This is a genomic window from Candidatus Roizmanbacteria bacterium CG_4_9_14_0_2_um_filter_38_17, assembly GCA_002788855.1.
Classification (GTDB): domain Bacteria; phylum Patescibacteriota; class Microgenomatia.
In genome coordinates, this window is the sequence record PFSB01000009.1 from 1 (window position 1) to 26339 (window position 26339).

The 26339-nt window shown below is 37.1% G+C and carries 24 protein-coding genes and 1 CRISPR repeat array; of the genes, 18 read left to right on the top strand and 6 right to left on the bottom strand.

Translation table 11 applies throughout. The features are described from left to right. The 4 genes from CO050_01810 to cas2 form a co-directional block, all read left to right on the top strand. Positions 1-1988, top strand: a 1988-nt coding sequence (locus CO050_01810) for a hypothetical protein (protein PJC31803.1), incomplete at its 5' end; no start/stop codon positions are given. A gap of 74 nt (positions 1989-2062) precedes the next feature. Continuing rightward, positions 2063-2617, top strand: coding sequence for a type V CRISPR-associated protein Cas4 (cas4, locus tag CO050_01815; protein PJC31804.1), 555 nt, complete (start codon positions 2063-2065; stop codon positions 2615-2617). Beyond that, complete coding sequence (gene cas1, locus CO050_01820; protein ID PJC31805.1) at positions 2617-3570, top strand: CRISPR-associated endonuclease Cas1; 954 nt, start codon at positions 2617-2619, stop codon at positions 3568-3570. Before cas4 ends, cas1 begins: the two co-directional genes overlap by 1 nt. After that, positions 3567-3848 carry a CRISPR-associated endonuclease Cas2 gene (gene cas2 / locus CO050_01825; protein ID PJC31806.1) on the top strand — a complete coding sequence of 94 codons (282 nt, stop codon included), beginning with the start codon at positions 3567-3569 and terminating at the stop codon, positions 3846-3848. Before cas1 ends, cas2 begins: the two co-directional genes overlap by 4 nt. A 215-nt stretch (positions 3849-4063) precedes the next feature. Further along, a CRISPR array of direct repeats spans positions 4064-5225; the repeat unit is 36 nt; unit sequence GTTTAATCCTTATAGTAGATTTCTACTTTTGTAGAT. Positions 5226-5393: 168 nt separating this feature from the next. On the opposite strand, the gene CO050_01830 is transcribed toward cas2, so the two are convergent. The 3 genes from CO050_01830 to CO050_01840 are packed head-to-tail and all read right to left on the bottom strand — an operon-like array spanning position 5394 to position 8905. Continuing rightward, on the bottom strand, positions 5394-7559 hold the full coding sequence (locus tag CO050_01830; protein PJC31807.1) for a polyribonucleotide nucleotidyltransferase: 2166 nt from the start codon (positions 7557-7559) through the stop codon (positions 5394-5396). 25 nt (positions 7560-7584) lie between these two features. Beyond that, a complete protein-coding gene (locus CO050_01835; protein ID PJC31808.1) occupies positions 7585-7875 on the bottom strand; it encodes a 30S ribosomal protein S15 in 291 nt (96 codons plus the stop codon). Between the two features lie 46 nt (positions 7876-7921). After that, entirely contained in the window at positions 7922-8905 is a 984-nt protein-coding gene (locus tag CO050_01840; protein ID PJC31809.1) for a hypothetical protein, read from the bottom strand. A gap of 21 nt (positions 8906-8926) precedes the next feature. Between CO050_01840 and CO050_01845 the strand changes: the two genes are divergently transcribed. From CO050_01845 to CO050_01855, 3 genes are read left to right on the top strand one after another with little or no spacing between them, the layout of a single operon-like run. Beyond that, the gene (locus CO050_01845; protein PJC31810.1) at positions 8927-11143 is read left to right on the top strand and encodes a penicillin-binding protein; all 2217 of its coding nucleotides are present in this window, start codon (positions 8927-8929) and stop codon (positions 11141-11143) included. 56 nt (positions 11144-11199) lie between these two features. Further along, entirely contained in the window at positions 11200-13365 is a 2166-nt protein-coding gene (locus tag CO050_01850) for a penicillin-binding protein (protein PJC31811.1), read from the top strand. Between the two features lie 54 nt (positions 13366-13419). Then, complete coding sequence (locus tag CO050_01855; GenBank protein PJC31812.1) at positions 13420-14112, top strand: hypothetical protein; 693 nt, start codon at positions 13420-13422, stop codon at positions 14110-14112. A gap of 84 nt (positions 14113-14196) precedes the next feature. Here the strand turns inward: CO050_01855 and CO050_01860 are convergent, their stop codons facing one another. Then, entirely contained in the window at positions 14197-14628 is a 432-nt protein-coding gene (locus CO050_01860) for a hypothetical protein (protein PJC31813.1), read from the bottom strand. Between the two features lie 196 nt (positions 14629-14824). Between CO050_01860 and CO050_01865 the strand changes: the two genes are divergently transcribed. From CO050_01865 to CO050_01900, 8 genes are all read left to right on the top strand, one after another. Then, the gene (locus CO050_01865) at positions 14825-15109 is read left to right on the top strand and encodes a hypothetical protein (protein ID PJC31814.1); all 285 of its coding nucleotides are present in this window, start codon (positions 14825-14827) and stop codon (positions 15107-15109) included. Then, positions 15099-15491, top strand: a complete 393-nt coding sequence (locus tag CO050_01870) for a hypothetical protein (protein ID PJC31815.1) — start codon at positions 15099-15101, stop codon at positions 15489-15491. Before CO050_01865 ends, CO050_01870 begins: the two co-directional genes overlap by 11 nt. Next, the gene (locus tag CO050_01875; GenBank protein PJC31816.1) at positions 15491-16567 is read left to right on the top strand and encodes a signal peptidase I; all 1077 of its coding nucleotides are present in this window, start codon (positions 15491-15493) and stop codon (positions 16565-16567) included. The genes CO050_01870 and CO050_01875 overlap by 1 nt, the downstream gene beginning before the upstream one ends. A 4-nt stretch (positions 16568-16571) precedes the next feature. Next, positions 16572-17639, top strand: coding sequence for a hypothetical protein (locus tag CO050_01880; GenBank protein ID PJC31817.1), 1068 nt, complete (start codon positions 16572-16574; stop codon positions 17637-17639). A 78-nt stretch (positions 17640-17717) separates the two neighbouring features. Then, positions 17718-17879: a hypothetical protein gene (locus CO050_01885; GenBank protein PJC31818.1), complete on the top strand. Its 162-nt coding sequence runs from the start codon at positions 17718-17720 to the stop codon at positions 17877-17879. Then, complete coding sequence (locus tag CO050_01890; GenBank protein PJC31819.1) at positions 17839-18111, top strand: hypothetical protein; 273 nt, start codon at positions 17839-17841, stop codon at positions 18109-18111. Before CO050_01885 ends, CO050_01890 begins: the two co-directional genes overlap by 41 nt. Positions 18112-18377: 266 nt before the next feature. Next, positions 18378-18782 carry a glyoxalase gene (locus CO050_01895; protein PJC31820.1) on the top strand — a complete coding sequence of 135 codons (405 nt, stop codon included), beginning with the start codon at positions 18378-18380 and terminating at the stop codon, positions 18780-18782. A 59-nt stretch (positions 18783-18841) separates the two neighbouring features. After that, positions 18842-20224, top strand: a complete 1383-nt coding sequence (locus tag CO050_01900; protein PJC31821.1) for an aldehyde dehydrogenase — start codon at positions 18842-18844, stop codon at positions 20222-20224. Positions 20225-20247: 23 nt separating this feature from the next. Here CO050_01900 and CO050_01905 read toward each other — a convergent pair whose 3' ends face one another. Next, positions 20248-21732 carry a hypothetical protein gene (locus CO050_01905; protein PJC31822.1) on the bottom strand — a complete coding sequence of 495 codons (1485 nt, stop codon included), beginning with the start codon at positions 21730-21732 and terminating at the stop codon, positions 20248-20250. Positions 21733-21734: 2 nt separating this feature from the next. Next, positions 21735-23159 carry a methionine--tRNA ligase gene (locus tag CO050_01910; protein ID PJC31823.1) on the bottom strand — a complete coding sequence of 475 codons (1425 nt, stop codon included), beginning with the start codon at positions 23157-23159 and terminating at the stop codon, positions 21735-21737. Between the two features lie 77 nt (positions 23160-23236). Between CO050_01910 and CO050_01915 the strand changes: the two genes are divergently transcribed. From CO050_01915 to fusA, 3 genes are read left to right on the top strand one after another with little or no spacing between them, the layout of a single operon-like run. Next, a complete protein-coding gene (locus tag CO050_01915; GenBank protein PJC31824.1) occupies positions 23237-23722 on the top strand; it encodes a 30S ribosomal protein S12 in 486 nt (161 codons plus the stop codon). Positions 23723-23725: 3 nt separating this feature from the next. Continuing rightward, positions 23726-24208, top strand: coding sequence for a 30S ribosomal protein S7 (locus tag CO050_01920; protein ID PJC31825.1), 483 nt, complete (start codon positions 23726-23728; stop codon positions 24206-24208). 4 nt (positions 24209-24212) lie between these two features. Beyond that, entirely contained in the window at positions 24213-26300 is a 2088-nt protein-coding gene (gene fusA / locus CO050_01925) for an elongation factor G (GenBank protein ID PJC31826.1), read from the top strand. Positions 26301-26339: the final 39 nt, after the last annotated feature.

The window sequence follows — 26339 nt, forward strand, 5'->3', positions numbered from 1 at the left end:
TTGATAAAATAATAGATGAGAAATTAATTGCCGCTTTTCCAAAGGCTGAAACATACATAAAAAAAATAAAAAAAGATCGTACAAGTGGTTTATTTGATTTTGAGATTACTAGGGAACAAATAGATAGACTGTTTACAGGTAAAACAGGAACAACGTACGACGAATATAGAAAAGCTGATAAAAAGAAGGTCGTTTTAGAAATTCTGAGAAAAAATTTTAGAAATATTTTTAATTTTAATGAAGAAGCTGATTATCTAGTTAATAAAATTGGTGAATTATTTGGTAAAACTCCTAAGCGAAAAGATTTCAAAGGCGTAGATAAAATGGTTTACGAGCTTACAAAATTAGAGCCGTTTTTTTATAAAATTAGCTTTAATGCGGTTAAGCAAAATTCAAACGATACGAAAATCAAAGCATTATTCCAAATCTATAGTAAAGATTTTTCTCCTGATAAAAATCCTAATAGCAAGAAAAACCTTCACACACTGTATTTTGAAGAACTATTTTCAAAAGAAAATGAAGAGAATCCCATCTTTAAACTCTCTGGTGGTGCGGAAGTATTTTTCAGAGAAAAGATCGATGACTACAAGGTTGATCAATGGGAAAAGAAAAGATTGAAGAATCCGAAAACGGATAAGCTTCCGAATAAAAAGAGACGGTTCACAGGGAATCAGATACTTTTCCATCTGCCAATTGTGTTAAACAATATCAATGATGGTGGAAGCGTAAATCGTAAAGTTCACGAGTATATTCAGGAGAACGAAGATGTAAAAATAATTGGCATAGACAGAGGTGAAAAAGAACTAGCTTATTATTGCTTACTTGATCAATTTGGAACAATTATTGATGAGCCAAAAACTCTGAATACAATGGGTTCAAATGTCATTGATGGTGTTCGGCAACCGATAAATTATCGTAACAAGTTAGATATCCGTGAAAGGGAGCGAATGATAGCGCGCCGATCCTGGACAAAAATTGAAGGTATAAAAGACTTGAAGCAAGGATATATTTCAAATGTTGTAAATGAAATCGCGAAGTTGATGGTTGATAACGATGCTTTTATCTGTCTTGAAGAATTGAATCATGGCTTTAAAAAAGATCGCAGCATACGAATTGAGAAAGGCGTTTATCAGCGTTTGGAGAATGCCCTAGTCGATAAATTGAATTATTTAGTACTTGAAAAAACACCAGAAGGAGTAAGAAACGCACGGCAATTGACTGAGAAAAATCGAGCTATAAAATCCTGGGGCAATCAAATGGGAGCACTTTTTTACACCGATGCAAAATTCACCTCAAAAACTTGTCCAAATTGTGGCTTTAGAAAAAGAGGAGTTAGTGATTTTAACAACAGAGAAAACCTCAGAGAGAAGATAAAGAATGGCGATTTGAAAGTATTCTTTGAAAAGAAGAAAGATCGATTCAGAATTGAATATAACTGGAATTACGAGTATAGGATGAATAATAAAACTGAGTTATATAGTAATAGAGATTTATACGATCAGGAGAATAATATGGAATATATTTATTCTGATGTGATCAGAAGTGACTGGTATAGGAAATATGACCCAACGATAAAGTTGAAAGAAATTTTCAAAGCATTTTATCAAACAAGTAAAGAGAATATAGCAATAAAAGAGAATCATTTTTCATATTCAGTTTTTATCGAAGTGTTCAATATTATTCTGAACATCCGAAATCGCACAAATGAGGAAGATATTATCTCTTGCCCTAAGTGTCACTTCTCAACACTTCCACCAAAAGTTCAAAAAATTAACAATGGCGATGCGAATGGCGCATATAACATCGCAAGGAAAGGTCTCATGATTTTTGAAAAAATCAGAAGTGAAAAGTTGAGAAAGAAAATATATACTAAAAAAGGAATTGAGAGTAAAGATTTAAAGATTACATTGCAAGAATGGGATGAATTAACATATAGTCAGTGGAATAAGAAAGATTGGAACGAATCAAACAATGAACGAGGATTATAATAAGTAACATTATTTTTAAACCGCTACTTAAACAAGACCTGTAGTTAAATACTATCGGTGTGTTATAATCTTTCATTGTGGATGATTATATTCAAATATCAAAGTTAAACGACTTTATCTTTTGCCCTTACTCTATTTATTTACATTCTATTTATGAGAATTTTGATACCTCAACTTATCACTCAAAGTTTCAAAAAAGAGGCTCTATTAACCATGCGAGAATAGACAACAAGACTTATTCTACTTCTAAATATATCATTCAGGGAAAAGATATCTATAGTCAAAAATATGGACTAGTTGGAAAGATTGATCTATATGACAGCAAGCAAAAATCACTTATTGAACGAAAATATAAAATAACCAAAATATATTCAGGTTATAAATTACAGCTTTTTGCGCAGTGTTTATGCATGCAAGAAATGGGATATCAAGTAAATAAATTATGTTTCCACTCATTGGTAGATAATAAGAATTATCCTATTGCGTTTCCTTCTGGAGAGGATCTGAATTTTTTGAAAGATACAGTCAAACAGATTCGTAATTTTAGATCGAAAGATGCAGTTTTGCTCTCTATCTCTCCCTTAAAATGTGAAAAATGTATATATAATAACTTGTGCGCTTTTAAATAATGTTAACTTTACCAGATTTACGTGAAAAAAAGATACTGTTTATTTCTTCCAGAGAAGAATTTAGCGATACTATTAAATTTAGAAATAGCAATGTATGTCTCTATCGCGATGACAAATGTGTAGACAGGATAAGCATACATTTGGTGTTGGCAATATTTATAATTGGTCAAATTAGCTTGACTAGTGTTTTGCTAAAGAAACTTGCTGAGCATGGAATATCTATTTACTTTATGGATGATTCTTTTAAGGTTTATAGTTCAATATCCTCGGAGGCTGAGGGTAATTACATGCTTCGTTCAGTTCAATATATGTTCTCGGAGAAGAAAGAATTAGAGTTTAGCAAGAAATTGGTTAAAAATAAGATTGCAAATCAAGCAACAGTTATCAGAAAGATACAGCGCCAAAAATATATAATTGATGATTACTTACTCAAAGTTGATCAAGCGCGGAGCATAGATTCTATCCGTGGAATTGAAGGTAATTTTGCTAGTATATATTTTTCAGTTATATTTAAAGATGTAGGTTGGTATAAAAGATCTCCACGCACAAAGCCGGATATTCCAAATTTGCTTTTGGATATTGGTTATACTTTTATGTTTAATTATATCGATGGTATGTTGCGATTATTTGGATTTGATACCTATAAGGGTATTTACCATCAACTATTTTTTCAGCGTAAATCATTAGCCTGCGATCTGATGGAACCGCTTCGGCCGCTTATTGATCGGCATCTAATAAAACAGTACAACCTCAAGGTTATAAATGAAAAAGACTTTAAGTTCAGTCAGGGAAGCTTTAGGATTAAGTCTTTTGATATGCGAAAGAAGTATGCAGATATTTGGCTGAAGTTGATTATGGAGAATAAGGAAGATATTTATATTTTTATTCTCAATTTTTATCGGTATATGCTTAATCCTGTCAAATACTCTTTTACTGAATTTAGCTATAAATGATTATTGTGTCTTATGATTTTTCTGATGATAAGAGAAGAGCTAAATTTTCTAGATTTCTGGAGCAGTATGGGGATCGTATTCAGTATTCTGTTTTTAAAATCAGAAATAGTAGGCGTGTTATCAATAATATATTGACTGAAATAGAACACTCATATAAAAAGAATTTTGAGAAGACCGACAGCATTTATGTACTTCAGGTGTGTAATGGGTGTATGAAGGGTCTTAAAAGATATGGTTCTGCTGTCCATGAAGAAGAAAGTATTGTATACTTTGGGTGACGGTGTGTCGCTCCTTGAAATAATATTTCGGCTAAAGGTAGAAGCCGACTGTAAAGATTATTGTAAACCTTTGTCTTAATTTTTTTGGGACAGAGGGATTAAACTTAAGTATGGAGCTTAAATATAAGGAAAACATGATATTTATCGTGGAGAAGTCCCAGAATTATTTTGAATTGCTGGTTGTATCTTCTCCGCGTAATATCAACCCTTTCGTGGTTTAATCCTTATAGTAGATTTCTACTTTTGTAGATTTAAAATGTTTATCGCCAGAGAGCTCAGTTTAATCCTTATAGTAGATTTCTACTTTTGTAGATATCAATCCCTTCACGAGATAGGCAAAGGTTTAATCCTTATAGTAGATTTCTACTTTTGTAGATGCTATGCTCACCGCGTAGCCGTTTCATGTTTAATCCTTATAGTAGATTTCTACTTTTGTAGATTGTCCTTGCTCCATCTGAACATGACTGAGTTTAATCCTTATAGTAGATTTCTACTTTTGTAGATTTAGAAGCTGGTGCAAAAACTGTAAAGTTTAATCCTTATAGTAGATTTCTACTTTTGTAGATAGTGATCTTCTGCCTGCGTAGGGTCAATTGTTTAATCCTTATAGTAGATTTCTACTTTTGTAGATACAGTGACTACTCCATACTTACCTAGTTTAATCCTTATAGTAGATTTCTACTTTTGTAGATTTTAGGCACAGCTTCCATCAATCCGTTGTTTAATCCTTATAGTAGATTTCTACTTTTGTAGATGGGTATCTCCTCTACCTCCGATAAGTAGTTTAATCCTTATAGTAGATTTCTACTTTTGTAGATATTTTATCTGTCGTATTTTTTTCGGTTGTTTAATCCTTATAGTAGATTTCTACTTTTGTAGATAGGGGTGCAGACTTGGGGGATGCAAAGTTTAATCCTTATAGTAGATTTCTACTTTTGTAGATAAATGAGTGTCTTCCAATACTTTTGAGTTTAATCCTTATAGTAGATTTCTACTTTTGTAGATTTACGAGCTTTCTTATTTTAGAAAATGTTTAATCCTTATAGTAGATTTCTACTTTTGTAGATTGGATGGGTACAAGTATGGGGACCAGTTTAATCCTTATAGTAGATTTCTACTTTTGTAGATTTTGACCGGCTTGAATTCTATTTGGGGTTTAATCCTTATAGTAGATTTCTACTTTTGTAGATTCCATGCCCATTTTGTACCACTACAGTTTAATCCTTATAGTAGATTTCTACTTTTGTAGATATCATATTATCAAAACGGCACTATTCAGGTTTAATCCTTATAGTAGATTTCTACTTTTGTAGATGTTGACCTAGATACGACCAGAGCTAGGTTTAATCCTTATAGTAGATTTCTACTTTTATTAAAGGCTAAGCCTTCCATTTCATGAAGGGCTTAGCCTTATACTCGCTTACTTTGTTAAATCGTGAATGAGTACGTTTAATTCTTGTGGTAGATTTCTACTTTTGATTTGCTTACTTAAGGCAAGGCCATTCATTACATGAAAGTCCTCGCCTTGTCTCGCTTATACTAGAGTTAGTAGTTGTTTCGGCGATTACCGCCACGATAACCGTCGCGTCTGTTATTGTCACGTCTTGGTGGTCGGCGATCTTCTTCTTCTTTTTTTGGATTGTCTACCATGGTTAGATTAATTCTACCTTGATCGTCAATTTCAAATAGAGTTACGTCTATTATGTCTCCTTCTTTAACAATTTCACTTGGATCTTCGACGTACTTGTCTGCCATACGAGAGACATGGACTAATCCTTCTCTTCCGGGTAATACTTCGACAAATGCGCCAAATGGAACAATTCGTTTGACCGTTCCCTTGAATTTATCTCCTACTTTAAGTTCGCGCATCATATTTTGAATGTGATCTGATGCTTGTTTTACTTTTTCGCTATTTAAACCAGATATATTAACAGTTCCGTCGTCTTCAACGTTAACGTCGACTTCAAAAGTAGCTATTATTTCTTTAATATTTGATCCGCCTGGTCCAATAAGCGCGCCGATTTTTTCTTCAGGTATGGTCAGTTGCTGTACTTGTGGAGCATATTGAGAAACTGTTTCGTGGGGCTGAGCTAGTGTTGTAGCCATGTGTTCTAAAATCTGTATACGTACCTCCTTTGCTCTTTCTACCGTTTCTTTTATCATCTTGGGGGTTAGGCCTTTGATTTTTACGTCGAGCTGTACAGCGGTAATTCCATTTTTTGTTCCAGCTACTTTAAAGTCCATGTCACCATTAAAGTCCTCAATGCCCATAATGTCTGTAAGTAGAACATATTTATCGTCACTTTCGACTATAATTCCAGTAGATATGCCAGCAACTGGCGCTTTAAGAGGTACGCCTGCATCCATCAGTGATAAAGTTGATCCGCAAACTGATGCCATGGATGTTGACCCATTGGATGAGAGTATTTCAGATACAACTCTAATTGTGTACGCGAATTCTTCCGGCGAAGGTAATACAGGTATAATTGCTCGCTCCGCCAGTGCACCGTGTCCTATTTCTCGACGCGAAGGGAAGCCAAATCGCCCAGTTTCTCCAACAGAAAATGGTGGCATGCTATAGTGATGCATGTATCTTTTTTTACTCTCACCATTAGCAGATTCGAGCAATTGTTCTTCTCCAGCGGAACCTAGAGTTGTGACAGATAATGCCTGGGTGTTTCCTCTTTGGAATACTGCTGATCCGTGGGTTCGAGTTAATATTCCAACTTCCGAACTTAATGGCCTAAGTTCGGTGGTTTTGCGACCATCTACGCGTATACCTGTGTCTAAAATATTTTTACGAAGTAGTTTTTTACGAAGTTTATCTACAACCTGAGCAATATCCTTTTTTTCAAATTCTTCTTCAAATCGAGCGTGGGCTTGTTCGACAATTCCATCAATCATGGCATTTTCGTCTTTACGCTCAAGCTTATTTGCTTGCTCTACCAATTTGTTTATATCTCCCATGAATTCTTTTTCCATACGCGAAATGAGCTCTTCATCAATCCCCTCAGGAATTGGTTGTTTGGTTGGTTTTACTTCAGCTACTAATTCGTTTATTAGATTAATAACTTTGTCGGATTGGATAAGTGCAGCATTAGCTGCCTCAATAAATACTTCATCAGCTATTTGGTTGGCGCCCCCTTCAAGCATAAGGACTCGATCAGGAAAACCAGATACAACTAAATCAAGACTACTTAAATCACGCTGTTGTATAGAAGGGTTGACTACGAGTTTGTCGTCAATGTAACCCATTCGAACTGCTCCAACTGGCCCGTCCCAGGGTATTGAAGATGCGGCAATTGCAGCGGATGTTGCAATAATAGACAAAACATCTGCATCGGTCTCTTTATCTGTGGATAGCAGAGTTACGATAACTTGTACATCATTTTTGTATGTACTAGGAAATAGCGGTCGGATTGAGCGGTCAATGAGTCTGGCTGTAAGAATATTTTCATCAGTTGGTCTTCCTTCCCTTTTCATCCAACGGGATCCCTTGATGATTCCTCCAGCATACAGTCTTTCCATATAGTCCACAGACAATGGGAAGTAGCCGAGGTCACGTTTGGGCACAGAAGACATAACAGTAGCTAATACTTGGGTGTCACCGTATTGACCTAAAACGGCCATGGTTGCTTGGTGTGCAAAACGGCCAATTTCTAGTGACATTTCACGTCCACCAATGTTTGCTGTTTTTTTAATTATTTTCATTTGGAGTGGGATAGAGGATTATTTTTTATTTCTTCAGTCCTACTTTCTTAATTACTTCTTTATATCTTTCTTCACTCTTTCCTTCAAGGAATTTTAACATACGTCTGCGTTTTGAGATAATCCCCAATAATCCTCTGCGTGTATGTTTGTCATTTGGGTTGTCTGTAAGGTGCTTACTGACACTCTCAATTCTATGAGAAAGAAGTGCGATTTGAACTTCGGGTGAACCAGTGTCGTTGTCATTTAGATGAAACTTAACGATGATTTTTTCTTTATTGCCCTTAGGTGCTGCTTCTGCCTTCTTTTTTAAAACCATGAATGTCATTATATGACAAAAACTTCCTTATGGCAAAAGGACAAAACTAATCTGTAAACTCTTGGACAAACATTTTGCCATAGATGCCTCCATCAATAACTCCAATACCTATTTTTCCGTAGTCCGGGGATAGAATATTAGCTTTGTGTCCGGGCGAATTCATCAACCCTTGATGAGCTAGAGTGACGGTTGGGGCTAGGGCTAGATTTTCTCCAGCAGCAAGATAATTTATGCCGGCATTCTTCATGCGGTCAAATGGTGATTCCTCTTCCGGGTTGTAGTGGGAAAAATAGCCACGAGCAAACATATCTTTGGAATACTCTCTAGCTAGGTCTTGTAGTCTGCCTTGGGCAAATTCCAGAGGAGCAATACCTCTCTCGGTTCGTTCTTGATTTATTAGTTCAAACATTTTGCGCTCTGAAGCTTCGTCAATTGATACTTCGGTTTGAGTAAAGTGTAGCTCGACTGTCTCTTCAGAAGTTGGTTGAACTGTAAGGAAGGTCAGTGTTTCTTCAACAGCGCTGCCAAATACAGTATTGAGCTGTTTTTCAATACCTTGGGTATTTCGTACAAGTGGTCCACCAAGTTTGGAGATTAAGATGGTGTTCTTAATTGACCCTTGAATGGGTAAAGTGATAAACAGTGTGAGTATAAAGGCAGTGATAATAACCGTATTGGTGATGGCAGGCAGGACCCCTAAAACTTTAACTGTTTGATTGGCTCTCCACTCAAATGGAATCAATACGACTAATCTACGCAATGTGAGCGAGAGGATAAGCTCTGTGGCAAATCCCACAAATAGGAATCCGAGAGCATGAGCTATTCCAAGTGGTAAATTAAAGTTAATTTGCAACAATACAGCTGCTAAATCATACAGCTGAATGGCGGTAAAAAATGAGAAGGTAAAACTAAGTAGGTCTAATAGGCCTAGTATTAGGCCTCTTCTCACTCCATCGAGTATATATATAGTAAGAACAGCGATGATTATTAAATCAACCCAGTTGCCATTCAGTGTTAGTGGTGTTTGCATGCTAAAATTAGAAATATACTAATGAAACAATTCAAGTTTAATTTTAGCATCTTTAGGAAGCTAAATAAAAAGTTTCGTATCTACATCATCTTGGCTGTAGTAATTATGGTGGCGATAAGCGTAGTATTGTACACCTGGATTTTAAAAGACCTACCTTCACCTTCTGATCTTTATTCATATGACCTGCCACAAACTACCAAGATTTATGACCGCAAAGGAGAGCTGTTATTTAAGATCTTTACAGATCAGGACCGGACAGTTGTACCATTAGAACAGATCCCTTTATACTTACAGCAAGCCACAATTTCTATTGAAGACAAAGATTTTTATCATCACCCAGGAATAAATCCAGTTGGTGGAATTTTGCGTGCGGCAAGTTCGAGTATTACTAAAGGTAGGTTAGAAGGTGGGTCAACCATAACTCAGCAATTGATGAAAAATACGTTGCTTACTCCTGAACGTACCATTACTCGCAAGCTTAAAGAAATAGCTCTGTCTCTATGGGCAGAAGTGCTATATTCTAAAGAAGAAATACTGGAGATGTATTTGAACACAGTCCCATATGGAGGAACGGCTTGGGGTGTTGAGTCAGCAGCTAAGCGCTATTACAATAAAAAGGTTGCTGATTTAACGCTTGGAGAATCAGCACTACTGGCAGGTTTGCCGGTTGCTCCAACAAGGGTGTCTCCTTTTGGGAACAATCCTGAACTAGCACGTGATCGTCAAAAACTAGTGTTGAATCGCATGGTAGAGGAAGGTTACATTACAGAAGAAGAAGCGGATAAAGCTAAGGCAGAAGAGATAAAATTTGCAGAGAATCGTACAGGTATTAGGGCTCCACATTTTGTGATGTTTGTGAGGGAAAAGTTAGCTGAGAAATATGGAGAGCAAGTAATAGAAAAAGCCGGAATTAGCGTTACCACAACGTTGGATTTATCTATTCAGGAGATGGCAGAAGAAATTGTTGCTTCAGAAGTGGCTGATATTGCCAAGTACGACGTAGGTAATGGAGCTGCGCTAGTAACACGCCCAGCAACTGGTGAAATATTAGCCATGGTGGGTTCGAGTGATTATTTAGCTAGTGATTCAGGTAGGTTTAATGTAACTACAGCACTTCGTCAACCAGGATCATCAATTAAGCCCATTATGTATGCAACTGGAATTGAGACAAGAAAACTAACAGCAGCTTCTCCCATTCATGATGAGCCAACTTGTTTTACGGTACCCAACCAAGAGGTGTATTGTCCACAGAACTATGATGGACAGTTTCATGGCATAACATATACCAGGTTTGCTCTAGCCAATTCATATAATATTCCAGCTGTTAAATCTCTATATCATATAGGTTTGGAAACAATGATAGCTACAGCGTCTGCGATGGGCATAGATACATTTAAGGATACATCGCGTTATGGTTTATCCCTAACCCTTGGTGGTGGAGAAGTTACTATGATAGACATGGCTGAAGCATTTGGAGTGTTTTCTAACGGAGGAATAAAAAAAGACTTAATTTATGTTTTAAGAGTTAAAGACAATAAAGGAGAAATAATATATGAACAAGATAAAGAGAGCTTAAATGTAGTTTCTCAACTAGAAATTGTTGGAAAAAGAGTGCTGTCTCGTGAAACGGCTTTTATAATTTCTCATATTCTATATGATAATGGTGCACGCTCTTCTGCTTTTGGCTCTAACTCCGAGTTGGTAGTACGTGGTCATCCTGAAGTATCTGTTAAAACTGGAACGACGAATGATTTAAGAGATAACTGGACCATTGGTTATAATCAAGATTATTTAGTAGCAGCTTGGGTTGGTAATAATGATAATTCTCCAATGAATCGAAATGTAGTTTCAGGAGTTACAGGTGCGGCTCCTATATGGAATGAGATTATGACGAATTTGCTTGTAGACAGTAAGCAAACTTGGCCTGCAATACCTAGTGGTGTAATTGGCCGAAGTATTTGCACTCTGTCTTCAAACTTACCCTCTAGTGAAGGGGAAACCTGCCCAACGCGGTTTGAGTATTTTATAAAAGGAACAGAGCCTACTGATGTGGAAAATCTGCGCCGAGTTGTAAATATAGATAAGACAACAGGTAGATTAGCAACAAGTGATACACCTTCCGAGAATATTGAGCAGCAGGAAAAAAGTATAGTTTACGATATAACAGGTAAACCGTATTGTGTAGATTGTCCTCCGCCAGAGTCTCCAACTATTCTTACAGAAAAAGCACCAGAATAAGTATCCTATAATTCATGGTAGAATACCCTTAATTCTTTTGTCCAGATATTACTCTAATGGATGTGTTGTGGAAAATAACATATAGATTGCTCTATTTATTGGCGTACGCTCTAATATTAATTGGAGGAGTAGTGCGCAGGATTATAGATTTAGTTTTTAGACCTATAAGATATATTGGTATGCTGCTTTTGCAGCTATTCTATTTTAAGAAAAAAAAGAAACCTAAAATAGAAAGAACCAGATTGGTTTTGAGTTTTCAGTCGCTAAGGTGGTTTGTATTGGGAGTTATATTTACTATGTTATTTGTGGGAGTGCCGTTTATAGTTGTGAGTTGGTTACGCCAACTACCCGATCCACATACGTTATCTCAGATGAAGCTTCCAGCTACAACAAAGTTCTATGATAGTAATGGTAAATTGTTATATGAGCTCTATGCTGACATAGATAGGCGTCCGGTAGCTTTAGACAAGATTCCTCAAGATATTGTTAATGCAACAATTGCGGTAGAAGACCAGGAGTTTTACCATCATTTGGGTTTTTCACTCCGAGGAATGTTTCGAGCAGCTAGAGAGATTATTCTTAATAAGAAATTACAAGGAGGCTCAACAATAACTCAGCAGCTGATTAAAAATACATTACTTACACCTGAAACAACTATCTCGCGTAAATTAAAAGAAGTTGTGATTGCCTCGTGGGCAGAGATTATCTACTCTAAGGATGAGATATTGTCGATGTATCTAAATAATGTCCCATACGGAGGAACAGCCTGGGGAATAAGAGCGGCTTCAGAAAAATATTTTGGTACAGATGTTACTGAGCTGACACTTGCTCAATCAGCGCTATTGGCGGGTCTACCTGCTGCCCCAACTACCTATTCCCCCTTTGGTGCCAATCCAGAGCTTGCAAAGAAGCGCCAGGAACTTGTTCTTTCCCAGATGTTTCAAATGGGATATATAACTGAACAAGAGCGCGAGAGAGCTAAGCAAGAACAGTTAAACTTTACACAACCAGGTAACACAATAAGTGCACCGCATTTTGTTATGTATACAAAACAAGTATTAGACGATCTACTTGGTCCTCGTATTGTAGAGCAAGGAGGTCTGCAAATCACTACTACTTTAGATCTAGATCTGCAAAATGTTGCGCAAGAGATAGTTCAAGAAGAACTAGCAAAACTTGCTCGTTTAAATGTAGGAAATGCTGCTGTTTTAGTAACAAAGCCAGAGACGGGTGAAATTGTAGCAATGGTTGGATCGCGTGATTACTATGATGAATTAAATGATGGAAATGTTAATATAACAACATCGTTGCAGCAACCAGGGTCATCAATTAAGCCGATAAACTACGTTGCAGCACTGCAAAATGGAATGACTGCAGCTACATTAATTAACGATAGCCCAATTAGCTATGTTCAACCAAATGGAAAAGTATATAGTCCAGTTAACTATGATGGCCGTTTTCATGGAATTGTGCCTCTACGTTGGGCTCTAGCTAATTCATACAACATTCCTGCAGTTAAAGTCTTAGACAAAATTGGAGTGTCTTCCATGGTTGAACAAGGACAAGCTATGGGGATAGATAGCTGGGAAGATAGTTCGCGCTTTGGCTTATCTTTAACATTGGGTGGTGGAGAAGTTACGATGTTGGATATGGCCGAAGCTTATGGAGTATTTGCAAATGGGGGTAAATTAATGGAGCTGTTACCAGTATTAGAGATTGAAGATTTTCAAGGAAAATCTCTTGATGATTTTGCAATTGATCGTAAACAAGAGCAGGTAATTCCTGAAGGTGCAGCTTTTATAATCTCTGATATCTTGGCAGATAACGCGTCTCGAAGCCGTGCATTTGGTGTTAATTCACTACTACATATTCCAGGTAAATATGTGTCCGTTAAAACAGGGACCTCTAATGAAAAAAGAGATAACTGGACAGTTGGATATACCAAAGATTTTGTAGTAGTGGTCTGGGTAGGTAATAATGATAACTCACCCATGCATCCCACTTTAACCTCAGGTATTACGGGCGCAACACCAATCTGGCGTCGTGTTATGGACTATCTTTTGGAAGACAGAGAAGCTTTACCTCCAGCCCAACCTGATGATGTAGTGAGAATTCCTTGCTATGGAAGGTATGAATACTTCATCAAAGGAACAGCACCTGTGCGTGGTTGTGGTATTTGGCCAAAATTCAGTCCCTCATCCTCTCCCACCCCAACACAATAAAAATAACCTCAAAAGGTCTGACCTTGCGAGTTTAAATATGATATACTAGGTAAAATGCCTTCTAAGAATCGTGTTAAACAGTACGTAACTGATAGCATCTATCACTGTTATAACCGTGGGGTTGAAAAGAGGATAATATTTCTGGAAAAGGTAGACTATTTAGTGTTTTTAAGCTATTTAAAAGAGTATCTATCGCCAATAGATAAAAGGGGTATCCAAAATCAACTGTCTGATCTGAATATTGACTACAAGAAGCGAGAAAAGCTAGTTCGACAACTGGAGATAAAAAATTACGCAGACAGAGTTTCACTATTAGCATATTGCTTGATGCCAAATCATTTCCATCTATTACTATATCAAACAGACGGTAAGGCTATACAGGAATTTATGCAGTCACTTATGACTCGTTTTACAATGTATATTAACAAGAAATACAATCGAGTAGGACCTTTGTTTCAGGGAGTATATAAAGGAGTATTAGTTATAAGTGATGAACAATTAGTTCATCTCTCTTACTACATTCACGCACAAGCTATATTGAACTCAAAAGGTCAGACCTTGCGAGTTCAAAAACCAAGTTCTTTGCCGAATTACTTGGGACAAATAAACCAGTTATGGGTAAAACCAGAGCGTATACTTAGTTGGTTTGATCAAGGTAGCTCAGGAGACATGTATAGTAGTTATCAGGAGTTTATGTCTCTTCCAACTAATAAAGTGGCGCTAATTTCTGAATTACTGCTAGAATAAACTCAAAAGGTCTGACCTTTTGAGTTCAAATTTAATGTTTTACGTCAAAAAGAAGAAAAATAAATTGAACAGAGATAAAAAAAGCTAAAAATTTGCAATTATTGTAACCAAATCATCATCGCTTAAACTTTTATCGTTTGTAAAAATTTGTATTGTACTTTCGAATTTATCATAAAAGATTTGGTCATATTCTGGGCTTGCGCCTTCTCTTTGAAAATAGCAAATTTCAGCATTAACAACAGTCTTGGTTGGACCATTACATGACCAGTCAAACTTATTCATTTGTGTTATTTGGATTTCCTTATCACCTTTCTCGAGTTTAGAAATAAAAATCTCTCCATCTTCTGTTTGTTGTTTCTGGTAGTTCTTAGTGAGTACATAGCCCTTTGGTACATATTCTGGTGGGTTAAGTCTATACAGAATGCCTTCTGTAACATCTGGCAGGCCCATATAAAGGGCAAACAGACCGAAAGCTATCCCCACAATTCCTATTAATAAATTTCTCTTCTTAGCCATGATCAATATTGCAGTCTTCTAAACTATCTTTAGTATTTTTTAATTATTTGAAAATGTCAAGCTGTGCATTAATTAGCTCAGAAGGTCAGACCTTTTGAGCTAATATTCGAGTTGAGCTTAACCTTATATTCGCTTACTTTGTTAAGTTGTGGTTTTGACAATGTGAACCTAAAATGTTAAACCTAAGGTAGAAGATATGAGCGTTATAAGGAGGCTATTTTTATTGATTATACTTATTATTCTTGCATCCGGGGCAACGGCTGCATATTTTAGTGATCAAGAAACTAGCTCAAATAATAAAGTTACAGCTGGTACACTAGAAATTGGTACTCCGGTGGATATTGATTTTAATGTGAGCGGGGCTGTTCCGGGTGATGTCTTTACAGGAGACCAGAATCCATATGATATAGGTAATGAAGGCAGCGTGGATGCGGATCATGTTGAGATTACCGTTACCAATACTGTTACCGATGTTAGATAGTAATGCTGATCCAGATATCGACGAAGAGATAATTGTGGACAAGTTATTATATGGTTCTTTTGATGTCAAAGCAGCTATAACGGGAAATTCAGGTGCAACCAGTTATGAAAGTGGTGGATATGGGATAAGATTGGAGAATGGGAGTTTATTGGGTTTGTTATTGGATGCAGGTGGCAATATTACACTTAACCGCTGGGAGTCATATGTTCTTGAGATCTATGATGTTGCTTCAGTTGACTTAGTTCCCGATGGATTAGCCGGAACAACGTCTGCTAATTTTGATGTAGACTTGAAGCTTGATGAGACGGCGGGAAATGAATATCAAGGTGATAGTCTAAACATTACATTTAGTTTTACATTAAACCAGCATTCAAGCCAGTAATGATTAAAACATGGAAGATTGTTGTAGTTGGTAGCAAATGGTGCTTAACGGTGTTGGTTGTAGCTGCGACAATTCTTTTGATTATTACCACATTTCATGCTTCACCAAAATACAGACTACTAGCGGTTAAATCTGGTTCAATGCAGCCTGCTATCCACGAAGGTAGCTTAATTCTTACAGAAAAGAAAGATATTTATTCGATTGGCGATGTTATTGCGTATAAATTAGACAAGGAAGTGGTAACGCATCGAATCTTTGCATATCATAATACAGCTTCGGGTGAGAGATATATTACCAAGGGAGATGCCAATAATGTAGCGGATCCAAATCCAGTTAATTATCCTAATATTCTAGGAAGACAGATTAAACAGATTCCATGGTTGGGTTATCTGGTTTCTTTCACAAAGCAACCTCTCGGTTTTATTCTGCTTATTATTATTCCATCGACAGTTATTGTCTATCAGGAACTGGTTGGTTTAAAACAGCACTTGTTTAAGAAGAAAATAGCGCATTTAGCCATCGCTTGTGTAATTGTGTTAGGTTTACATAGTGAGTTAACTAATTCATATTTTGCAGAATCAGCAAGTAGTAGTAACAATTTAATTGCGGCAGCTAGTTCATTTAGTTCGAGCTTGGACGTAGGTAATCTATCTATTAAGGTTTATTTTTGTCCAATAGGAACAAGTATTGGAGTGGATCAACAATCTGATTCTAATGGGAATGCAACTATACCAGATAGTTGTAGCGAGGCTGGTAGTAATATTCACTTTAGAGCCACTAACAATGTAGCTGATGGCGATGATTCCCCGCCCGATGACGATGAATTTGATGTTTTTGATTACAGTACCGATGCTAGTGGGACAATATCTATCTTGGATTATGGATTGGGCACTTTGGGTGTTGCTGAATTTCCTGTGGATGGAGATAGGCTTGCTGACTTTATGCTTCTAGGTTTCTTATGCAGTAATAGCGCTGGTGATTATGATAATAATTATGAACTAGCTACAATCAATGTAGGATCAACAACATATTGTAATGCATATAATCTATCGTTTGGAGGAGGTTCTCCATTTTAGAATTATGAATAAGATTATATATATATTAATACTTTTATTTTTGTTTGGTGTATCGGCTTTGCCAGTAGCTGCAGTAACCAAACAGTCTGGATCTATAAAGTTAACCCTAGATGAGCCCCTATATGCTTCAACAATAGCTTGGTATCCGGGTTTGGTAGTATCAAAAACTATCACAGTAAATAATACTAGTGGAGATAAAAAGGAGCTAAGTTTTCAGGCAATAAATACTAGTCAGACAGGGGCTATGGCTGGCGTGTTGTATTTTAATGTTCAGCAGAATTCTACTAATCTATATGGAGCAAGTAATAGCAAGACATTGCAAAACTTCTGGGATGCAGGTGAGGTAAAGATGTTGGACGTCTCTGGCAGTAGTACAACGACTCTTACCATTAACATAGCTATGAATGAGACTGCGGGTAATGAATACCAAGGAAAACAGGCTTTATTTGATCTGAACATAGGGTTTGTAGGGGAAGCACCCGTTACGGTAACTAGTAGTTCAAATAACACATGTGGTGACTCTAAGCCATCTGTTCCTGGAACGCTAACCGGGGCGGTTGGACCTGAAGATGGTCAAGTTACTCTAAGCTGGGGAAAACCTACAGGAAATTTTACTTATTTCCTATTAGCATATAGCGACAGCTCCAGTTTTCCTCCTAAATGGGGGAATCCAAATATTGGAAAAGATGTAGTATATGTTGTTTCTGGTTTGGGCACAGGAGATTACTATTTTTGGGTAAGAGCAGGGAATGGATGTATGCCAGGTGATTTTGTGGGACCAACTGCTGTGACAATCTCTTCTGGAGCTCCCGGATCTATTGTTGGGCAACCGGCTTCTGGTTTTGCTCCTGGAGTGTTAGGAGAGACAACTGAGAATGAAGCGCCTAATTTAGTTTTAAAAGAAACTAAAAAAGAGAATAACAAAGGAGAAGTTAGAGGATCAGAGATAAAAGATATATTTAATGATTTTGAGGAAGATGGCAAATCTTTTAACTGGGTTTCCCCTTTAACAATAGGTGGCCTTATCCTGTTAGGAATCATACTGGGCTATTTCTATCTTCGGAAGGATTAACGAGTTTTTTATTTAACACCCGGTGTTAACACCGGGTGTTGGTAGATTAAATTAATAGATCTGTTAAAATAACTTTGTATGGTTGTACGAAAAACTGTTCAGATTGGTGACCCTAGGTTGAAGGCAAAAAATGTTGAAATTAAGGATTTTTCTGGTAAAAAACTTGAAGCACTTATTCAGGATTTAACAGATACAATGCATGATGCAGATCTTATTGGAATTGCTGCTTGCCAGGGTTGAAGTGCTAGATATTAACTGTAAGAAATTTAGTTTTATAGCTGACGGTATTTTGGGGAGAGTTATTCAGTATGAAGTAGATCATGTAAATGGAATAGAGTTTCTAGCAAAAGTAGTAGACCAGAGCAAAATGTTGACACTTGAGCAATATTTAGAACAGATTATTAAACCAGATCCAAAATATAATGAGGTTTTGAAGATTGCAATTAAAGAAATTAGGTATCTATCATATTAAAGGCCTTGCCTTTAATATGATTATAACTTGGTTATGTAAGTTTGATCAATTATCAATTATTTCACTAGATTTACAAGACTAATAGTAGAATCTTTAAGCGCATGACGAATAACATATACACTTTTCATGCTTTGATTATATATCAATAGCCTTGCGAGAGTCTTGCGCTTTTATTAAAGGCAAGGCCTTTAATAAAGTTTGTGATACAATTCTTTCATGCAATTGAATAAAGATAAAGACTACATGGCATTTACTATAGAACGGCAATGAAAGCAAAGATAAGCATCATCACTTTGGGTGTTTCTAACTTTGAAAAATCGCTTCAGTTTTATTCTAAAGGACTTGGATTTAAACCGCATGGCTATAACGAAAAAGATGAATATGTAATGCTGGAAATGGAAGGAACATATCTTGCATTGTGTCCCAAAGACATGCTCATTAAAGATGTTACATTGCCGATCATCGATCCTGGTCTTTCTCCCATAACTCTTGCTCATAATGTTGTTTCAAAAGAAGAAGTGGATAGGGTATATAAAGAAGCACTTAATGCTGGTGCAAAACTAATCAAAAAGCCACAAGATGTCTTCTGGGGAGGCTATTCAGGATATTTTGCAGATCCTGATGGGTATCTCTGGGAAGTAGCATATAACCCTTTTACTGATTTAAGTTAAGGCTTGATTATGTCCTTTTCTAATTGTATTATGTTTTTTGGATGTTGATATAATATAATATGAGCAAACTGGTATCTACAAATCCATCTAGGAATTATGAAGTGATTGGTGAGGTTGAAATATCATCTAAGCTTGAGATTAGAGAAGCAGCTGCGCTTGCACAAGTTGCGAAACTGCAATGGAAAGAAACTCCACTATCTGAGCGAATAACTATTCTACGGAGTGTATTTGATTTATTTAAGGATAAGAAAAATATTGAAAAGTTAGCCAAGTTGGCTTCTCAAGAAATGGGGATGCCGATCAAAGAATCAAGAGAAGACTTTATGTACGGAAATAGAAATCTGGATTGGTATTTAGATCATGCAACGGCGTATCTATCGCCCGAAGTTACATATGAAGATGATAACGAGATTCACGCTGTTTATCGGGAACCGTACGGAGTAACAGCTGTTATAGTTCCGTGGAATTTTCCTTTTTCTAATTTTGTGTGGCAGTGTGGTCAGAACCTAATTGCTGGTAATGTGATTGTTTTTAAAGGTTCAGAAGAGGTTCCCTTGTTCAGTAAAGCTCTGGAAGAGATTATGTTAAGTTCTCTTTTACCCAAAGGCGTGTTTAATGTTATTTATGGAGATGGGAAAGTTGGAGATCAACTAGTACATGAGAATATTGATTTAATTTGCTTTACTGGTAGTACTAATACTGGTAAGTACCTGTATAAAGTAGCAGCAGAAAAATTTATTCCTGTTGTCATGGAGCTAGGTGGATCGGCTCCTGGTGTAATATTTGAAGATGCGGACATTTCTGGTGTAATTGAAACTATTGTTATGAATAGATTTATGAATTGCGGACAGATATGTGATGGTCTTAAAAGGTTAATAGTACACAAAAATGTATATTCTCAAGTTCTTAAGCAATTAAAAGAAATTTTTGAGAATAATATAATTGGAGAAGCCGAATCTGATAAAACCCAAATGGGTCCACTTGTTTCTCAAAGACAATTAGACTTGCTTGAAGAGCAAGTGGGGGATGCCCTTTCTAAGGGAGCAAAGGTAGAAATTGGTGGGAAAATACCTAAGAGATTAAAGGGTGCTTATTATGAACCAACTTTGTTAACCAATGTTAAGCAAAATATGCGAGTATGGACGGAAGAAGTGTTTGGACCTGTATTGCCAATCGTTACTTTTGAAACAGAAGAAGAGGCAGTAGAATTAGCAAACGATACAAAGTATGGTTTGGGGTCTTATGTATTTACGTCTGATAAAGAAAGATTTCAACGAGTAGCTATGAAACTTCAAGCGGGTATGGTTAGCTTGAATAACACGAGCTATGTTATGGCATGCAACCCATTTGGAGGGTATAAGGAGTCAGGATTAGGCAGAGAGCATGGATCATATGGGTTTCATGATATTACCCAAGTCAAAGTTGTTTCCAGAGAAAAATAAAACTATCTGCATGATGTATAGTTTCATACTTTCTCAGTAACTCTATACTCCAGACGTTTACCAAGCATTAATCTGGTGTGGGCGTCAAGGCCTGGGAGAGCGGAAAGGAAGAAGGAAACTACTGGTAAGCTAAGCCATTGTACAAAAAGAAAAGGAACTTTCCAGCGAGGGAAATGAGCTGGTCTTTTGGGTCTGGTTTTGGTATCTACAATTATTACGATTAAAAGTAAAACTGCACTTATAGTTAGAATAAATGAGGATATCTGAGAGAGATTATGACCTAGTACTGTACGAGCAAAATATGGGTTAACTAGAGTTGGAAGAGTACTTCCTAGTGTTAGGATAAACCAGTTTGTAGGCCAGATAATATGAGTTTCCAGTACATAAAGAAGACGAGTGGTGCGGTCAATAATACTTATCTCTGGATGAAGAAAATAGTTTCTGATAACGTTTGGTAAATCTGACACTCCCCAAGCCCAGCGTTTTTGTTGCTCGTATTGGTTGATAAGTGTTTTTTTGAGCGTGGATGACTGTGCAGCTTGGACTAATGTTGGCAAGAAGATAGGTATTGCACGCACCTTTTCACCCTTAGCAAAATAGGTCTTGAAGAAGAGGTGATAGTCTTCGGGAATAATATCAACAGACCAGAAGCCAACTTCGGCAACAGTTTTGAGCGAAAGGCTGTAGGTTGAATAATTAATAAGTCTTTTACCTTGTTTCAGCAGTGATAAGGAGAACATGCTTCCAATTGTGTTAATAACACGAATAGGAAGCGGCACTTCCCAGATATTAGAATAATACATAATACCTGTCTGATAAAAATGATAATCTCGGTCTAAATCGGTTAGAAACTTGTATGTTAAGTAGGAATAATAGGAAGGATGTAGTTGGGCATCAGCATCTGCTGAGGTGACAGTTGTTAAGCTTTCATCCCAGCCTAGCTGTTTACACTTTTTATGTGCGAAGCGACCAGCAAAGGCCATATTAGATGATTTTCCGGCAATTTCCCCAGGGAGTATAGAATGTTTTGTAATCCAGAAATTTCCAAACTTATGCCCGTATTTTTGCTTAAGAAGGTTGCCGATCTCTTCAACCTCTTTATCTCTACTTTCAGTGGCTAGGATGATTGAAATATATTTAAGAGGAAATGTCTGCTTTGTTAAGTTGCTTATAGTTTGCTCAAGAATACTATATGGCTCCTTGTATTCGGGGATAATAATTACATGGTTAATGTCCTGCCAGTTTGCAACTGATTTTGCCTCTTTAAACCAATCTATGCGTCCATGCGCCACCATTGTTAGGTACGAGCGAATTGCATAGTATGCGAGAGTAGCCGATTTAAAGAACCAATAGATATCGAAAGTGATAATAAAGTAAGCTACCACAGCTGGATGCCAAAATGATAACCATAAAGGAAAAGTTATGAGAAGCCATGAAAAAGCTGGAATGATAATTTCTATAAATCTTTGAGTTTTAACTGGGTAACGTCTAAATATTCGCTGTACCATAATTACTCTAATCGTGGAAATAGTACTCCCCCTTTTGTTATTGTGCCTGACAGTTGTTTAATAATAGTATTTGCTGTGCTAGGTAAGAATGGCTTAAGGTTGTAGGCAATAATTTTAATTTCCAGAATTATATCCATTAATGAATTGGATAACTTATCTCCTTCAAGTTTCCATGGTTTGCGTTTGTCTATTTTTTTATCTAGACTAGTTATCTTGTCATTCCAGATAAATTCTAAAGCTTGATCAAAGCGGTATACTTTGAGATATCTTTCTACTTCTGGATACAGCTTAAGCTCAATATCACTTATGGATAGCTTGGCTTTGGCCGCTAAAGTGCTCACTCTTGCAACTAAATTACCAAGCCCGTTGGCCAGATCTGCATTGTATAATTCTTGAAATCTACTACTGCTAAAATCACCATCGCTATAACTAGGAATCTCTCTTAGGAGATAATATCGAAGTGGGTCAACTCCATATTTTTTTATAAGCTCAAATGGATCTACAACATTTCCGATAGTTTTACTCATTTTTTGTCCTTCAACGGTAATATATCCGTGAGCAAAGATTTCTTTAGGTAGTTTCAGCCCAGCAGATAACAAAAATGCTATCCAATAAACTGCGTGGAAACGAATTATTCCTTTGCCAATAACGTGTATATCTGCAGGCCACCACTTGCTATATGACTTTTCATCCCAGCCAAATCCAATTCCAGATTGGTAGATGTTTAAGGCGTCAAACCAGACATAAATTCTTTGGCTATCGTCTCCTGGAACAGGTACTCCCCAGTTTTTAGCTCTTTCGTTTGAACGAGAAATGCTAATATCTTTTAACCCTTGTTTTAGAAATCCGAGTACCTCGTTCTTGCGTGTTTGAGGAAGGATCTTTAGTTTATCATTAGATATTAGCTCAATTAGTTGTTTTTCATATTTTGAGAGTTTGAAGAAATAATTTTCTTCTTCAACTACTTCAAGTTCCTTTCCAGGGTGTTCAAAACATTCGCCATTTTCATTGAGTTCGTCTTTATCATAGAAAGTTTCACACCCCACACAGTAGGGGCCTTTGTATGTCTTGCTATAGATGTCTCCTGCTTTTGCACATAATTCCCATAACTTTTGACTAGAAGGAAAATGTATTTTTGCGTCGCTTCCTTTTTGGAAAATATCGTATTCAACATTTAGTTTTTTAGCTAAATCTAGAAATACTGCTGTATTTTCATCAACAAATTCCTGCACAGCTTTTCCAACTACTTCTGCAGCTTGTACATTTTTGAGTGCGTTTTCATCTCCTCCAGAGAGAAACATAACCTCTTGCCCGAGTAATTTATGATAGCGAGCAATTGTGTCTCCTTGTAAGAATTCAAGAGCGTGTCCGATGTGTGGAGCAGCGTTTACATAAGGAATTGCAGTTGTGACATAATATTTGCTCATTAGCTATATTTTAGCAGACTCTAGCGGAAACACGAGCTTTCTGGTAAAATTACCCTTCGTTTGTTTAAGTATTAATTATGCCAACAATAAATCAATTAGTTCGCTATGGTCGAAAAACACCTAAGAAAAAGGTTAAGGCAACGGCCTTGCGAAAAATGTATAACTCATTAACTCGCAAAACGCGTGAAGTTCCTGCCCCACAAAAGCGAGGCGTGGTGACGTTGGTTAAGACAATGACGCCAAAAAAACCAAATTCTGCACTTCGCAAAGTAGCTAGAGTACGTCTTTCTAATAGGCAAGAGATTACAGCGTATATTCAAGGTGAAGGACATAATCTTGGTGAGCACAATGTTGTGCTTGTCCGTGGAGGACGTGTCAAAGATTTACCAGGAGTTAAATATCATTTAGTTCGTGGTACTCAAGATTTGGAAGGTGTGGTTGGTCGCAAGTCTTCTCGTTCAAAATATGGGACTAAGAAGAGTGGGCAATCTAATGCTGCAGCACCAGCAAGGCAATCTGTACAACCAGCAGCAGATGTTGCGTCAGCCACGGAGGAAGAATAAATTATGCCAAGATCTAAAAAAGCAAAAATTCGTGAGCCAAAGCCAGACCCTATCTATAATAGCCAGATGGTGACAAGGCTAGTTAATGCATCAATGAAAAGTGGTAAAAAGAAAGTGGTAGAACGCCACATTTATGCTGCTTTAGAGCTGATTGCCGGCAAAGATAAGCAAAAAGATCCAATAGTCATACTGGAAGCTGCTATTGAAAACGTAGGTCCAACTAAAAAAGTTCGTCCTCGGAGAGTGGGGGGAGCTTCTTACTTGGTGCCAGTTTCCGTAAGTGCCAGGCAGCGATTATCTTTAGCAATGCGCTGGATTGTGGGTGCTGCAAATTCTCGATCAGGTCCTGAGAATAGAACATATAAAGCTAAGTTGGTGGCAGAACTCTTGGATGCAGCAGATAATAAAGGTGGAGCAGTAGAAAAGAAAGAGAATATGCACAAAGTAGCTGAAGCAAACAAAGCATTCGCACATTTCCGCTGGTAAGGCCATGGCAGACAAGAATACACGCGATTTTCCGTTAGATAGAGTTCGAAATATTGGAGTTATTGCCCATATTGATGCGGGTAAAACTACAACAACTGAGAGAATTCTGTATTACACTGGTAAAACCTATAAAATTGGCGAAGTCCATGAAGGCGCAGCTGTCATGGACTGGATGGTGCAAGAGCAAGAGCGAGGAATCACTATTACCTCTGCTGCTACAACAACATTTTGGAAAAATGTACGTATTAATATTATAGATACCCCAGGACACGTTGATTTCACAGCTGAAGTTGAGCGCTCGCTTCGCGTATTGGATGGAGCGGTAACTGTATTAGACGCTGAAGAAGGAGTTCAGAGTCAGTCAGAGACTGTCTGGAATCAGGCTAATAAATATAAAGTTCCTCGAGTTTGTTTTATTAATAAAATGGACAAAGTTGGAGCAGACTTTTTTGCAACAGTCCAGGATATTATTGATCGTTTGGGGGCAAATCCAGCGATTGTAATGTTGCCAATTGGAGCAGAAAATGACTTTAAAGGGATGGTTAATTTATTAGAGGAAAAAGCTTTGATCTGGTCTGGAAGTGATATGGATGCAAGTTACGAAGAGGTAGATATCCCCACAGATATGCAAGAGCTGGTAGAGAAGTATCGCAAGATACTTATTGAGCAGGTAGCCGAAACAGACGACACTTTAACGGAGAAGTTTCTTAATGGAGAAGAAATAAGTAAGGAAGATATAAAAAGTGCACTAAGAAAAGCTACTATAGCTTATAAATTAGTTCCTATTTACTGCGGATCTTCCCTTAAAAATAAAGGCATCCAACCTCTACTTGATGCTGTAATAGATTATCTTCCTTCACCACAAGATGTACCACCGATGGAAGGTAAAGATCCGCAAACGGGAGTAAGTGTTGTGCGTAAACCAAGTAAGGATGAGCCATTTTCTGCCTTAGTGTTTAAGATTCAACTGGATCCACATGTTGGGCAACTTGCTTACGCTCGGATTTACTCAGGAAAATTGGAATCAGGCTCATACATTAATAATGTTACCAAAGATAAGCAAGAAAGAGTGGGACGCATATTACTCATGCATGCAAATACTAGAGAAGACGTGAAAGAGGCATTTGCGGGTGAAATAGTGGCGTTAGTAGGCTTAAAAAATGCTAGTACAGGCGATACATTAACGGATAAAGATCATCAGATATTACTAGAGACAATTTCTTTTCCAGAAACAGTAATTTCTTTAGCAATTGAGCCAAAGACTAAACAAGATCAGGAAAAAATGTCACAGGCGCTCCGTAGATTAATGGATGAAGATCCAACATTTGGAGTTAAAACTGATGAAGATACTGGTCAGACGATAATATCGGGTATGGGCGAATTGCATTTGGAGGTTTTGGTTGATCGTATGAAACGAGAGTTTAATGTCGAAGCGAATGTTGGTAAACCACAAGTTTCGTATAAAGAGACAATTAGAGAAAAAGCTCAAGCAGAAGGAAAGTATATTAAGCAGTCTGGTGGACGAGGGCAATATGGGCATTGTTTTATACGTATTGAACCTCAGGAACGAGGTACAGGGTTTGTTTTTGAAAATAAGATAAAAGGTGGAGCAATTCCTAAAGAGTTTGTACCAGCTATTGAAAAAGGAATTAAAGAAGCTGCGGAAAGAGGAATTGTAGCAGGATATCCAATGGTAGATATTAAAATTGAGCTATATGATGGAACTTATCATGATGTTGACTCGTCCGAAGTAGCCTTTAAGATTGCTGGTTCAATGGCATTTCAATCTGCAGCAAAACAGGCAGATCCTACACTAACAGAGCCAATTATGAAGGTAGAGGTAACAACACCGCCAGATTTTGTGGGAGATGTAATTGGAGACCTATCAGCAAAACGTGCCCAGATTCAAGGAACTGTAACTCGTGGAAAAGCTCAAATTATTACAGCTTTAGTTCCTTTGGCTGAATTACCAGGGTATTCAACAATATTGCGGTCAATGACTCAAGGGAGAGCTACTTATTATATGGAACCTAGTCATTATGAAGAAGTGCCAAGAAATATTCAAGAAAAGATTGTTGAGAGCAGATCTTGACAGTATCTGTAGTTGTGGTATTATTCTTGCATAAATTTC